Here is a 12,215-nt window from a genome sequence, read left to right on the forward strand (position 1 = left end):
ATTTACGCTTTAGCACTTATAATCAGCCCCAAATAATGGAGTAAAACTTATGATACTAACTTACAATGCAAAGAAAATTTATGAAATTTGGTTTGGTTCAAAAAGTGAGCTTGAAGAGAGCAATGCTAGTTTTTTAGAGGATTATTTAAATTTTTTAGGCGATATTAGTGAAGTGATAAATATTGATGAAAAAACAAGACTTTCGGTTATCATCGCCTCTCTTTGTGTGAGTAAAGGCGCAAAAAGCTCATTTAAAAGCTTCGTGAGGGCTGCTTTAAATGTAGGCATATCAGCAAAAGAGATAAGAGAAATTTTATATCAAGCAGTGCCTTATGCTGGGCTTGGCAAGGTAGAAGATTATATATTTTTAGCTGATGAAATTTTTAATGAGCGCTATATAGAGCCTGAAAATATGCCTAAAAAATCAAGAGAAGGTAGAGGTGAACGAGGTCTTGAGATACAAAGAAAACTCTTCCCAGCGGTTGATAAATTTATCGCATCAATGCCAAATGATCAAAAACATATAATGGAGTTTTTATCGCAAAACTGCTTTGGCGATTTTTATGCAAGAGATGGGCTTAGTTTAGAGCTTAGGGAGCTTCTGACATTTGTCTATATCACGACTCTTGGCTTTGCAAAACCACAGCTTTTAGGGCATATTGCTGCAAATTTTGGCATCGGCAACGATAGAGCTAAGCTAATAAGCGTTGTTACGACACTTATACCATTTATAGGCTATCCGAGTGCTTTAAATGCATTATCAGCAATAAATGAGATAAGTTCTAGCAAAAATTAAATTTTTAATCAATGCGATATCTTATAAATTTCAGCCAAAATTTATTCTAGCGTTAAAAGTGCGGTTGAGCTTGGTTGTAGAATAACTCAAAATAAATCATCTAAAGGAGATTATTATGAGTTTTCTATCTAAATTTAGCAAGGCTATCTTTGCTGTTGCAGTGGCTGGAGCGATTAGTGCTAGTGCATTTAGCGAGGGTGAGGACTACGTCAAGCTTGAAAAGCCACTAAGCGCGGGACAAAATACGCTAGTTAAAATTTTTAGCTACGCTTGCCCATTTTGTTACAAGTACGACAAGAGCGTCACTCCAAAGGTAGTTGAGAAAATCCCTGGCCTAAAATACGAGCCATTTCATCTAAAGACAAAGGGCGATTATGGCGAGGTTGCGAGCAAGGTCTTTGCCGTGCTTATCGTTATGGACGAGGCAAAAGGTGTCGGCTTATTTGATGAAAATTCGCTATTTAAAAAGGCCAAATTTGCCTACTACAAGGCTTATCACGATAAAAAAGAGCGCTGGAGCGATGGCAAAGACGCTGAGGGCTTTTTAAAGACTGGACTTGATGCTGCTGGCGTTAGCAAAGTAGACTACGAAAAAGAGCTAGCTAATCCAAAAGTAGCCGAGCTTTTAAAAATTTGGGACGAGAGCTACGACGTGGCTAAAATTCAAGGCGTGCCAGCATTTGTCGTAAATGGCAAATATCTCATCATGACAAAATCAATCAGCTCGCTTGACGGCATGGCAGCACTCATCGAAGAGCTTCTTAAAAAATAAGGCGCCACATGAGCTTTTTTAAAAAAATGGCTAAATTTCAAGACTCACGCATCTCTTGGGCGATCTTAGTCTTTGTAAGCGTCGCGCTTGTCGTTATCGCGCACTCGCTCTTTCAAAACTACGCTTATATGCCTCCTTGCGAGCAGTGCGTCTATATACGTTTTGCCTTTTTATGTATGGCGCTTGGCGGTGTGATCGCTATCATAAATCCTAAAAATTTACTCTTTGCTCTAGTTGGCTACGTCTTTGCCTTTTGGGGAGCGGTGCAGGGCATAATGTATAGCGTGAAGCTAGCCAAAATCCACGACGCGGTGCATGGCGACGATCCTTTTGGCGTGCAGGGCTGCTCGACTGAGCCACACTATCCATTTGGCTTGCCACTTGAGAAGTGGGCGCCTGACTGGTTTATGCCAACGGGTGATTGCGGCTATGACAGCCCTATGGTGCCTGATGGCGCGGTGCTAAGTGATTTGCAAAAGAGCATAGTTGATCTTTATGCGGACGGCTGGTATCTTGTGCCATCATCTAAATTTATGTCGATGGCTGATTGCACGCTGCTTGGATTTGGTATTTGTTTTGTAGTGCTTGCGCTTATGCTCGTTTCAAAGCTTTTATCCTTTTTAAAATGAATTTAGTTAGCCCAAATTTGGGCTAACTTAGGATATACTGCACGCATGGGTATTAATTTAAAATCACAAAATATTAAAATCTACGCCATCATCTTGCTTGCTAGCCTTTTTGTAATACTTCTTGGGCTAAATATTTATAGCAATGCAAAAGAGAAAATCATAGAGTTATCTGATAAAAACAACATCGCAGTTAGCAAAAACATCGTTAGCAACTTTCAAATTTGGCTTGATGAGCGTATAAATTCACTCATTCGTGCGTCAAAATTTATACAAAATGCAGACATCGTAGATGACGATGAAAAGATAGCTGGCTTTATAAAGCTCTTTAAGCAAAACGCAAAAGAATTTGATCTAATGCAGCTTTTAAGGGATGATGGAGAAATTTTTGTAGATGGAGAGAAAATTTTAGAAGAAGTTATGCCAAAGAGCGAAAGAGCAGGGCTTATCTGGTATGTGGAGACAAAAAATACAAATGCCCCAAGCGTAAATTTCATGCAAGAACATAAAATTTTAAAAGGCTCAACTCTAAATTTATGCGTTCCAGTCACAAAACAAGCGAAATTTAAAGCAGCACTTTGTGGCGTCGTGCGTATAGAAAATATCTTTAATAGCATTAAAAATTTTAGCCTTGCGCCAAATTCTTACTCATTTTTAGTGACTCATAGCGGTGAAATTTTAACATCGATACCTGATCTTGCTTTAAAAAAAGAGATCGAGGAGAAATTTAAAGAGTTGTTTTTAAAAGATGAAGACATTACAAGCTTAAAAATAGGACAAAATTTAATCCAAGTAGCTGAGATACCAACGATAAATTGGTTCATAGGAGCTGGCACAAATAACGAAGAAGAAATTTCAGCTTTAACAAAAGAAGCTTTAAAAAATGCTCTAAGCTTGCTCTTTGCCTTCGTTGCGCTCACATTTTTGGCAAATATCCTTCATAATTTTATGTATAACAAGATAAAAAAGATACAAGATGAGTATGAAACCTTGCTAACTCATAGAGCCAAAATGAGTGAGGCTGGTGAGCTAATAAGTGGCATTAATCATCAGTTTATTCAGCCAGTAAATTCGCTAAAACTAATGCTAAGCTCGTGCATAATGTTAAAAAAGGAAGGTAAATTAAGCGATGAGGAGCTAATAAAATTACTTGAAAAAGGGCAAAGCTCAGTCAAACTTCTTTCAAGTACTATTGAAATTTTTAGAAATTTTTACAAAAGTGCTGAAAATGTGAGCGAATTTGAGATACAAACAAGCGTTAAAAATCTAATAACTCTTATGCACACAGAGCTAAGCCGTGCAAATGTTAGTGTAAAATTTAGTGGTTTTAATGAACAAAAAGTTCGTCAGATAGAAAATATAATCCAACAAATTTTGCTAATCCTAATACACAACGCAAAAGACTCACTTGTTGAAAGCTACAAAGATGAGCCACTAAAACGTATCATCGAGATAAAATTTAGAAGCTTTGAAGATAAATGCTACATCGGAGTTTATGACAATGGGAATGGCGTAAGCGAGCAAATGAGCGAGAAAATTTTTACTTGGCTAAATACCACCAAAAAGCAAGGAAATGGCATAGGACTTTATTTTGCTAAAAAGCTAGCGCAAGAAAAGCTAAATGGTGACGTAAGACTCGTAAATAACGCAAAGCCAACGGTGTTTGAGCTAAGTTTTGATATAAATTTAAAGGACTAAAATGCAAGAAGTCTTAGAAATTTTAAAAAAGACGTCCGTCTTGGTAGTTGAAGATGACGATATGGCAAGAGAGCTTATTATTAGCGGACTTAAACCTTATTGCGAACAGGTAATTGGTGCTTGCAATGGACAAGATGGCGTGGAGAAATTTAAAAAGCAAGGCTTTGATATTGTGATGAGTGATATTCACATGCCAGTGCTTAATGGCTTCGAGATGATGAATGAGATGAAACGTACAAAGCCGCACCAAAAATTTATCGTCTTTACCTCTTATGATAGCGATGAAAATTTGATAAAAAGCATGGAGGAAGGGGCGATGCTTTTTTTAAAAAAGCCTATTGATATGAAAGATCTTAGATCAATGCTTATTAGTTTAAGTTTTGAACGAGATGAAAAGCTAGTTTATTTAAGCGATGAGGTGAGTATAAATTTAAAAAGAGAGAAAATTTATAAAAACGGCATTGAAATTTATCTTAGCTTTTTGCAAAATAAGATATTTTGGCTCTTTGCTTATAATCTAAATAAGCTAGTTACTTATGAGATGATAGAAGAATTTGTCTATGAGAGCGATGTTAGCAAGGCGGCTATCCAAAATGTGATACTTCGCCTAAAACGCGAGCTTGGTGTGAAATTTAAAAATATCAGCGAGAGTGGATATATTTTAATCACAAAATCTGAATGATTTAGAATTATCGCTACCTTGTACCATAGTACAATATACAAAAGTAATTAAATATACTAAAATACCGACAAATAAAAATAAGGAATAAAGATGGCAGCAGTAGCTGGTATAGTTAAAAGCGTTTCATCTGATGTTATAGCGATAGACCAAAATGATCATGTAAGAGTTTTAGACGTAAATGATAAAGTATATATCGGAGAGGCTATAAAGGGTGAGAGTGAAAGCTCAAGCATTACAATCACTGCAAATGATGGACAAGATATATCAATAAACGGATACGATACTCTTTGGCTAGATAGTAGCGTGGTAAGCGATGATATTGGTGAGTCTAGTATAGATACTGACGCATTGTTTAAAGCACTTCTTGGCAATGATTATGTATCGATTTTAGATCATATAAATGAAAAAGTAGATGATATCCTTAGCGCAACCAATTTAGAGCAAGAAGAGCTAAATGATGAGGCTAGCGTAAATATTAGTTTTAATGAAATAGATCCAAATTTAGCAAATGAGCATGGATTAAGAGAAGATGATCTTTTAGCTAAAATGAATGAACATAAAGAGAGCGACAAACAAGTAGATCCTAGTTTTGAGCATACAAATCTTAACGCAACTACGATATATATAGATATCGATAACGACTTAAATAAACTTTCATAAATTTGAGCTTTTTGCTCAAATTTCTTCTGTTTTAAAAAACTCAAATTTATCTAATATCCTCTATAATAAGCCAAAAATTTCAAAGGAAAACGATGAAAAAAATTCTAATCATCGCAGGCTCTTGTAATAGTGGCACAGCTGGGCTTCAAGCAGATATAAAAACATGTGCTAGGCTTAATTGTTATAGTGCAACAGCGGTAACTTCTTTGGTCGCTGAGACTACGGATGCTGTAAAGAGCGTGGTTTGCTTAGAGCCTAGTTTTGTCAAAGATCAGCTAAATACGCTTGCGGAAGAATTTAGCTTTGATGCGATTAAGATAGGCATGTTATTTAGTGAAGAGATCATGGAGGTGGTGCGTGAGTTTTTACTAGCTCAAAATACCAAAGTAGTGCTTGATCCAGTTTGCGTCTCAAAAAGCGGACACAAGCTTATAAAAGATAGTGCGGTGGCAAAACTAAAAGAGCTAATGAGCTTAGCAACGGTAACTACTCCAAATTTAGATGAGGCAAATGTGCTTTTTGGCGATGATTATAAAGATTTGCCTTGTGATGTTATCGTAAAGAAACATATCAGCGAAGATAGTAGTATAGACACACTTTATAAAAAAGATGGTTCGCTAAGAAATTTTAAGACTCCACTTGTTGATCCGCTTGTAATGAGTGGAACTGGTTGTAGCTTTTCAACTGCACTTGCTTGCTTTTTAGCAAAGGGCAAGAGCTTAGAGGAGTCTATACAACTTTCAAAAGAGTATATTTGCTCTATCATAAAAGAGAGCATCGATACAAAACTTGGCAAAAATCGCTTACTTTGGCATGGAGCGAAGTAAAATTTATCCCTCTGATCTTTGCACGGCAGCTGAGTGAGTGATGATGTCGTGCAGATTTAGTTTATCTTTTCTAAAGAAACAAAGGCAAAGTCCAAGTATGCTAAAGCCAGCAAAGGCAAAGCAAATTTGGCGCAAGATGGTGTGAAAAAAGCTTAGTTTTCTACCGGTTTTTAGGTTTATTAGATAAATTTCTTGTGCTTTGTAGCCTGGGGTTTGTGCTTTTGTGCTAAAAAAAAGGCACATTATAAGTGAGATCAAGCTATTTGCACCAAAAATAGCAATTTGGTTATGCAAAAATGCCTCTTTGCCATCAAGCACAAGATATGTTGTCGCATAAAATATCGGCATACCGATGATAAAAAGATCGATAACAAAGGCCTTTGCTCTAGCCCAAATAGATGCGATTTTTGCCTTTTGCTTTGCCAACTCAATTTCCTGTGTTTATGTAGATACGGCTAAATTTCTCCCAGTCATATAGATAGACTAGGTTGTCACTCTCGCCATTATCATGCGTGACGCAGAGCATAGTAGAGGTGCGTGAGACCTTGCACCAGTGATTATAGAGATCAAGTTTTTTGATATCGCTTTCTAGTACACCAAAACAGCCTATATACTCATAAATGCTAAGATCAAAAAAGCTCTTATTTTCGGTCTTTAGCAGGCGTTTTTTGCTATTTTCTTGCATTAAATTAGCTCTACGCCTTTACCATTTACTACTTCACCGATCACGTAGCCATCGCTGCTAGCTAGGACAGCGTCAATGTTTTCTTTTGGCACAACTAATATCATGCCAACGCCCATGTTAAAGGTTCTCATCATCTCGCTATCTTCTACTTTTTGGGCAAGGATTTTAAAAATTTCAGGCGTTTTTATAGCGTTTTTTTGAACCTTCGCACCAAGTCCAGCAGGGAAGACGCGAGGTAAGTTTTCAACTATGCCACCACCGGTTATATGCGCCATTGCTGTGATCTTGTCTTTTAAACTTAAAAAGTCGCTCACATAAATTCTTGTTGGCTCAAGAAGCACGTCGATGAGCTTTTTATCGCCTACTTTTTCATCAAATTTTAGTCCAAGCTCGCTAACTACTTTTCTTGCTAGTGAAAAGCCATTTGAGTGCAGACCACTACTAGGAAGTGCGACTAAAACGTCACCTGCTTTTACAAATTTGCTTCTATCGATCTCGTCGGCCTCGGCGATACCCACGGCAAATCCAGCAAGGTCGAAGTCACCTTTTTCATACATTGATGGCATCTCGGCTGTCTCACCGCCAATAAGTGCGCATTGTGCCTTTTTGCAGCCATTTGCGATGCTTTTCACCACCTCTTTGGCGCTCTCTATCTCAAGCTTTGCTGTCGCGTAGTAATCTAGGAAAAAGAGTGGTGTAGCGAAGTTGCAGATGAGATCATTTACGCACATTGCGACTAGATCCTCGCCAACGCCGTCAAATTTCTTAGCGTCGATAGCTAGGCGAAGCTTCGTGCCAACGCCATCAGTTGCACCTAAAATAGCTGGATTTTTATATCCACTTGGTAGTCTGACCGCTCCTGAAAATGACCCAATGCCACCTATAACATTTGGTGTTTGTGTAGATTTTACGAAAGGCTTTATCGCCTCAACAAAGCTATTTCCAGCATCTATATCCACTCCAGCATCTTTATAGCTTATCATCTTTGCCCTTTTTTGTAATTTTTTAAAACTTTAGCCAAAAGTTGCTAAAATTGTCATCAATTTTCAAAAATGGAGCGAGTTTGCAGAAATTTCCAAACGCTTATGTTATCACAGGCTCGATCGCTAGCGGTAAAAGCACAGCTATAAATTTACTAAAAAAACGAGGCTTTAGCGTGATTGATGCGGACGTGATCGCTCATGAACAGCTTGAAATTTGTAAATGTGAGATAGTGGAATTTTTTGGAGAGCAAATTTTAGATGAGACTGGCAAAATTGATCGGCAAAAACTTGGTGCCATTGTTTTTAATGATCCAAAAAAGTTAAAAATTTTAGAGCAAATTTTGCATCCAAAGATAAAGGGAGAAATTTTATCTCACGCTGCAAAGCTTGAGTGTTTGGGGCAGGTTTATTTTGTGGATATTCCACTATTTTTTGAAAAGCAAGATCGATATGCCGAGTTTAAAAATATAGCTGTGATCTATGCACCAAAAGAGCTACTAATAAGCCGTTTGATGAGCCGAAATGGTCTAAATTTAGAAGTAGCAAAAGCTAGGGTGGAGCTTCAGATGGATATCGAGCAAAAGCGAGAAAAGGCAAATTTTGTTATAGACAACAGCGGTGATAAAGAAAATTTAGAGCAGGAATTAGAAAAATTTCTAGGGCAAATTAACGGCTAGTTTTATAGAAATTTGGCAAAACCAAGTAGAGCAATTTTAAAGGAAAAATAATGCAAGTTTCAAAGTACAACGCTAGTGGCAATGATTTTGTCATATTTCATACATTTTTAAACAAAGATAGAAGTGAGCTAGCGAGGCAAATTTGCAGCAGGACTAACGGCGTGGGAGCTGATGGGCTAATAGTACTTTTGCCTTACGAAAAGGGCGTGAAATGGGAGTTTTACAACAGCGATGGAAGCTATGCTGCGATGTGTGGCAACGGCTCGCGCGCGGCTGCTAGATATGCCTATCTAAATGGTCTTGTAAGTTCTGGTGAATTTGCTCTGCTAACTGGTAGTGGCGAGGTTATGGCAAGCGTGAAAGACGAGTGTGTCGAGGTCGTGCTAACAAGCCCAAAAATTTTAAGCGAACCGATAAATGAAGGTGGCAAAACTTGGTATTTTTATGATACTGGCGTGCCTCACCTTGTAAATTTCACACAAAATTTAGAGGAATTTGATGTCAAAGAGTGCAGGGCGCTTCGTCAAAAATACAATGCAAATGTAAATTTAGCTAAATTTGAGGGTAGAGTTTTAAAGGTGAGAACCTACGAAAGGGGCGTGGAGGACGAGACGCTAGCTTGTGGCACTGGCATGGCGGCTTGCTTTTACGGAGCTACTTTAAATTTAAACGCAGCGCAATGTCTAAAAGTCTATCCAAAAAGTGGCGAGGAGCTTGGCCTTAGACTGGAAAGCGGCAAAATTTTATTTAGTGGAGCGGTGAAACACTGCTTTGATACGAGTATCGAAATTTAGCTATTTAGGGCGAGTTTTATACTTATTCTTGGCTAGTAACGGTAAGCAAATTTTTCAAATTTATATTACTAAATTTGCACCTAGCTGATGAAGTAAAATTTTTATAGTGGCTTTAATTTAAAATTTGAATACAAAATAACTAAGTTAAAAACTCGAAAAATAAATTTTAATAAAAATTTGAATAGAAATTAAAAAAAAGAAGATCTCCGCCGAAGCGGAGAAAAGGTGTTATTTCAAAGCATCTTTTGCTTGTTTTGCAAGTGCCGCAAATGCCTTCGCGTCATTCATAGCTAGATCAGCTAAAATTTTTCTATCAAGTTCTATGTTAGCTTTGTTTAAGCCGTTGATAAATCTTGAATAGCTAATGTCGTTTAGTCTGCAAGCTGCGTTGATACGAACGATCCATAAACGTCTGAAATCACGTTTTTTCTGGCGTCTGTCGCGGTATGCGTAAACTAAACTTCTCTCTAGTTGCTCTTTAGCTTTTCTAAAGTGTTTATGTCTAGCACTGAAAAAGCCACGTGCTAGCTTTAAAACTTTCTTATGGCGTCTTCTTCTAACTACGCCTGTTTTTACTCTTGCCATATTTATCCTTTTACAAATTGGCGCTCACGAAGTGAGTCTTGCCCCTAAATTTGGGGGAGTTTGAATGACTTTTTGTCAAAAACTTAAAACTACGCTGCTTTATACGCCGAGCATTTTGCGAACGGCTGAGACATTTGTGCTATCCACGTAGTGTGGGCCACGAAGGTCTCTCATGCGCTTACTAGGTTTTTTTGTTAAGATATGGCTTCTAAAAGCAGAGCCTCTTTTTATCTTATTTTTACCTACTTTAAAGCGCTTAGCAGCACCGCGAACGGTTTTCATCTTTGGCATGCTAATCCTTTTTGAAATTTTATACGCAATTGCGTAAGTTTTGGATTATAGCGAAAAATCCTTTAGAAAATTTAAATTTCACTTAGACAAAATTTGCAATAAATTTACATTAAACTTAAAAAAATTTTAAAATTTATAATTAAATTATTAAAAATTGCATATAATCACATAAAGAAATTTTATTTCACTAAAGGAGTAAAAATGAAAGGCAAAATTCTTGCATCAATCGTTGCTATGAGTGCGATTTTAGGCACAAGTAGCTTGGCATGCACTACCATTTTAGTAGGAGATAAAGCTTCAAATGATGGCTCCATGCTGGTTGCCAGGAGTGCAGATAGCAAGGCTATAAAGGCTCAAGTTTTTTTGATACATCCAGCAAAGAAAAACCAAACTGGCATGCACAGTTCAAAGGCGCATGACGGCGCAAATGACTTTACATATCCGCTTCCAAAAGATGGCATGAGATACACAACCATCGCAAACTCTCATACAAAACTTCACGGAGCTGTCGGCTACAACGAGGCTGGCGTTGGACTAAGTGGCACTGAGACCATCTACGCAAAAGACGAGCTTTTAAAGATCGATCCATATAACGAAGAGAGCGGCATCACAGAAGATGACATCCCAGACGTGCTTTTGCCACGTATGAAGAGTGCAAAAGAGGGCGTTAAGCTTCTTGGCGAGATAGTAGAGACAAAAGGCGCTGGAGAGGGCTTTGGCGTGGTATTTATCGACGCAAACGAGCTTTGGTACTTTGAGACTGGTACTGGCCACAAATGGATCGCTTCAAAGATCCCGCAAGATGAGTACTTCGTCACTGCAAACCAAGGCAGACTACACGCTTACAAAGAGAATGATCCAAATTTTATGGGTGCAAAAGATGTGATCAAATTTGCGATCGACAACAAGACTTATGACCCTGCAAAAGATGGAGAATTTAACTTTACAAAGGCCTATACAAGGGACGATGAGAGAGATGTGACTTACAACTATCCACGTGTTTGCTGGGTTCAAAGCATGTTTAACCCAAGCTTAAAACAAGACTTCGCCGATGGTCAGAAATTCCCAGTATTTTTAAAACCAGAGAAAAAACTAAGTGTTGAAGACCTAAAAGCTGCGATGAGAGCCCACTACAACGGCACTGCGTTTGATAACTACGCCAGCAAAGATGAAGATAAGAAAAACATCTACCGCGCCATAAGCGTCTTTAGAACATACGAGTCTCACGTCATGCAGGTGCGCCCATGGCTACCAAAAGAGATCGGCCGCGTGACCTATGTCGCTCTTGGCATGGCTGATCTTAGCGTTTATTTGCCGTATTACGAGGGGCTTGATGGTTTTATAAAAGGTTACACTGATGGCTCATACGACGCTGATGATACTTCTATATACTGGGTTTATAGAAAGCTTCAAACCCTTGTGATGACTGACTATGAGAAGTATTCGCCAGTGGTTAAAGAGGCCTACTCTAAATTTGAAAAAGAGTTGGCGGTAAAACAGGCTAAATTTGAAGATGAGTACGTCAAACTTTATAAAAAAGATAAGAAAAAAGCGGACAAACTCCTAAATGAATTTAGCAAAAAAACAATGCAAGAGGCCAAGGATTTAACTCAGGAGCTTACAAATAAGGTCTTTACTATGCTTACAGCTGATATGGATGCTAAGCTAAAATCTTTAAATAAAGGCAAAAAAGACTAAATATTCTGGGCGTGAAATTTAGTAGCGCCCAATCTTTAAACAAAAATTTGGCAAAGAGCGTTTATAATGCCGGACAAAATTTATCTCAAAGGAAAAACGCTGATGCCTTGTCCCATGCATAAAGCTCATTAATCTTGGCAAAAAACATATCAGCGATTTTCAAAAGTCACGCAAATTTTTAAACAATTTCACATTTTTTTACATTGAAATAAATCCATTTTTGCTATCAGGTCCGTTTCATTGTAACTGCATCTTTAATAGCAAAGCTAAGCAATGCTTGAAATTTGGCAAGGATCTTTTTAGCAGGGTTTTTTATAAATTTTACTTTAGTTTAAGAAGAAGCGGATGTCATCCACCGCGTTTGGGGTGACAAATTTATTGTTTGAGTTGTGATAGTGAAAATTTGGCTTTTGGTGGCAGAAGGGGTTTCTACTTACGAAG

The 12,215-nt window shown here is 37.8% G+C and carries 15 protein-coding genes; 10 read left to right on the forward strand and 5 right to left on the reverse strand.

Translation table 11 applies throughout. The features are described 5' to 3' along the window. Positions 1 to 49: 49 nt before the first annotated feature. The 7 genes from CYP54_RS03555 (at position 50) to CYP54_RS03585 (ending at position 6,061) form a co-directional block, all read left to right on the forward strand. Positions 50 to 796, forward strand: coding sequence for a carboxymuconolactone decarboxylase family protein (locus tag CYP54_RS03555; RefSeq protein WP_103604227.1), 747 nt, complete (start codon positions 50 to 52; stop codon positions 794 to 796). Positions 797 to 911: 115 nt separating this feature from the next. Next, positions 912 to 1,568, forward strand: coding sequence for a thiol:disulfide interchange protein DsbA/DsbL (locus CYP54_RS03560; RefSeq protein WP_103604228.1), 657 nt, complete (start codon positions 912 to 914; stop codon positions 1,566 to 1,568). An 8-nt stretch (positions 1,569 to 1,576) separates the two neighbouring features. Further along, on the forward strand, positions 1,577 to 2,197 hold the full coding sequence (gene dsbI / locus CYP54_RS03565; protein WP_103604229.1) for a protein-disulfide oxidoreductase DsbI: 621 nt from the start codon (positions 1,577 to 1,579) through the stop codon (positions 2,195 to 2,197). 45 nt (positions 2,198 to 2,242) lie between these two features. Beyond that, positions 2,243 to 3,892 (forward strand): sensor histidine kinase, encoded by a 1,650-nt coding sequence (locus tag CYP54_RS03570; RefSeq protein ID WP_103604230.1) that lies wholly within the window; start codon positions 2,243 to 2,245, stop codon positions 3,890 to 3,892. Position 3,893: 1 nt separating this feature from the next. After that, positions 3,894 to 4,574 carry a response regulator transcription factor gene (locus CYP54_RS03575; protein WP_084109786.1) on the forward strand — a complete coding sequence of 227 codons (681 nt, stop codon included), beginning with the start codon at positions 3,894 to 3,896 and terminating at the stop codon, positions 4,572 to 4,574. A gap of 90 nt (positions 4,575 to 4,664) precedes the next feature. Next, positions 4,665 to 5,234, forward strand: coding sequence for a hypothetical protein (locus tag CYP54_RS03580; protein ID WP_103604231.1), 570 nt, complete (start codon positions 4,665 to 4,667; stop codon positions 5,232 to 5,234). A 92-nt stretch (positions 5,235 to 5,326) separates the two neighbouring features. After that, positions 5,327 to 6,061 carry a hydroxymethylpyrimidine/phosphomethylpyrimidine kinase gene (locus CYP54_RS03585; RefSeq protein ID WP_103604232.1) on the forward strand — a complete coding sequence of 245 codons (735 nt, stop codon included), beginning with the start codon at positions 5,327 to 5,329 and terminating at the stop codon, positions 6,059 to 6,061. A gap of 3 nt (positions 6,062 to 6,064) precedes the next feature. Here CYP54_RS03585 and CYP54_RS03590 read toward each other — a convergent pair whose 3' ends face one another. Genes CYP54_RS03590 through purM form a run of 3 tightly spaced genes read right to left on the reverse strand, consistent with a single transcriptional unit; the run spans position 6,065 to position 7,729 of the window. After that, a complete protein-coding gene (locus CYP54_RS03590) occupies positions 6,065 to 6,487 on the reverse strand; it encodes an RDD family protein (RefSeq protein ID WP_103604233.1) in 423 nt (140 codons plus the stop codon). 1 nt (position 6,488) lies between these two features. Then, on the reverse strand, positions 6,489 to 6,746 hold the full coding sequence (locus CYP54_RS03595) for a hypothetical protein (RefSeq protein ID WP_103604234.1): 258 nt from the start codon (positions 6,744 to 6,746) through the stop codon (positions 6,489 to 6,491). Further along, on the reverse strand, positions 6,746 to 7,729 hold the full coding sequence (gene purM, locus CYP54_RS03600; RefSeq protein ID WP_103604235.1) for a phosphoribosylformylglycinamidine cyclo-ligase: 984 nt from the start codon (positions 7,727 to 7,729) through the stop codon (positions 6,746 to 6,748). Before purM ends, CYP54_RS03595 begins: the two co-directional genes overlap by 1 nt. A gap of 80 nt (positions 7,730 to 7,809) precedes the next feature. Between purM and coaE the strand changes: the two genes are divergently transcribed. Both coaE and dapF read left to right on the forward strand, forming a co-directional pair. After that, positions 7,810 to 8,406, forward strand: coding sequence for a dephospho-CoA kinase (coaE, locus tag CYP54_RS03605; protein ID WP_103604236.1), 597 nt, complete (start codon positions 7,810 to 7,812; stop codon positions 8,404 to 8,406). A 50-nt stretch (positions 8,407 to 8,456) separates the two neighbouring features. After that, positions 8,457 to 9,200, forward strand: coding sequence for a diaminopimelate epimerase (dapF, locus tag CYP54_RS03610; RefSeq protein WP_103604237.1), 744 nt, complete (start codon positions 8,457 to 8,459; stop codon positions 9,198 to 9,200). A gap of 228 nt (positions 9,201 to 9,428) precedes the next feature. Here the strand turns inward: dapF and rplT are convergent, their stop codons facing one another. Together rplT and rpmI are read right to left on the reverse strand one after the other, a co-directional pair. Beyond that, positions 9,429 to 9,785, reverse strand: coding sequence for a 50S ribosomal protein L20 (gene rplT / locus CYP54_RS03615; protein ID WP_009295119.1), 357 nt, complete (start codon positions 9,783 to 9,785; stop codon positions 9,429 to 9,431). A gap of 99 nt (positions 9,786 to 9,884) precedes the next feature. Continuing rightward, entirely contained in the window at positions 9,885 to 10,076 is a 192-nt protein-coding gene (gene rpmI, locus CYP54_RS03620) for a 50S ribosomal protein L35 (RefSeq protein WP_054195943.1), read from the reverse strand. 201 nt (positions 10,077 to 10,277) lie between these two features. Between rpmI and CYP54_RS03625 the strand changes: the two genes are divergently transcribed. Beyond that, positions 10,278 to 11,774, forward strand: a complete 1,497-nt coding sequence (locus CYP54_RS03625; protein WP_103604238.1) for a C69 family dipeptidase — start codon at positions 10,278 to 10,280, stop codon at positions 11,772 to 11,774. Positions 11,775 to 12,215: the final 441 nt, after the last annotated feature.

Origin of the sequence: Campylobacter concisus (assembly GCF_002914005.1) — a bacterium.
In the GTDB taxonomy this organism is placed as follows: Bacteria; Campylobacterota; Campylobacteria; order Campylobacterales; family Campylobacteraceae; genus Campylobacter_A; species Campylobacter_A concisus_N.

What these genes read in the sequence shown, in the direction of transcription:
- CYP54_RS03595 (WP_103604234.1), bottom strand. Translation starts at nt 6,746, where the DNA reads ATGCAAGAAAATAGCAAAAAACGCCTGCTAAAGACCGAAAATAAGAGC.
- dapF (WP_103604237.1), top strand. Translation starts at nt 8,457, where the DNA reads ATGCAAGTTTCAAAGTACAACGCTAGTGGCAATGATTTTGTCATATTT.
- CYP54_RS03570 (WP_103604230.1), top strand. Translation starts at nt 2,243, where the DNA reads ATGGGTATTAATTTAAAATCACAAAATATTAAAATCTACGCCATCATC.
- CYP54_RS03560 (WP_103604228.1), top strand. Translation starts at nt 912, where the DNA reads ATGAGTTTTCTATCTAAATTTAGCAAGGCTATCTTTGCTGTTGCAGTG.
- CYP54_RS03580 (WP_103604231.1), top strand. Translation starts at nt 4,665, where the DNA reads ATGGCAGCAGTAGCTGGTATAGTTAAAAGCGTTTCATCTGATGTTATA.
- rplT (WP_009295119.1), bottom strand. Translation starts at nt 9,785, where the DNA reads ATGGCAAGAGTAAAAACAGGCGTAGTTAGAAGAAGACGCCATAAGAAA.
- dsbI (WP_103604229.1), top strand. Translation starts at nt 1,577, where the DNA reads ATGAGCTTTTTTAAAAAAATGGCTAAATTTCAAGACTCACGCATCTCT.
- purM (WP_103604235.1), bottom strand. Translation starts at nt 7,729, where the DNA reads ATGATAAGCTATAAAGATGCTGGAGTGGATATAGATGCTGGAAATAGC.
- CYP54_RS03575 (WP_084109786.1), top strand. Translation starts at nt 3,894, where the DNA reads ATGCAAGAAGTCTTAGAAATTTTAAAAAAGACGTCCGTCTTGGTAGTT.
- rpmI (WP_054195943.1), bottom strand. Translation starts at nt 10,076, where the DNA reads ATGCCAAAGATGAAAACCGTTCGCGGTGCTGCTAAGCGCTTTAAAGTA.
- CYP54_RS03555 (WP_103604227.1), top strand. Translation starts at nt 50, where the DNA reads ATGATACTAACTTACAATGCAAAGAAAATTTATGAAATTTGGTTTGGT.
- CYP54_RS03625 (WP_103604238.1), top strand. Translation starts at nt 10,278, where the DNA reads ATGAAAGGCAAAATTCTTGCATCAATCGTTGCTATGAGTGCGATTTTA.
- CYP54_RS03585 (WP_103604232.1), top strand. Translation starts at nt 5,327, where the DNA reads ATGAAAAAAATTCTAATCATCGCAGGCTCTTGTAATAGTGGCACAGCT.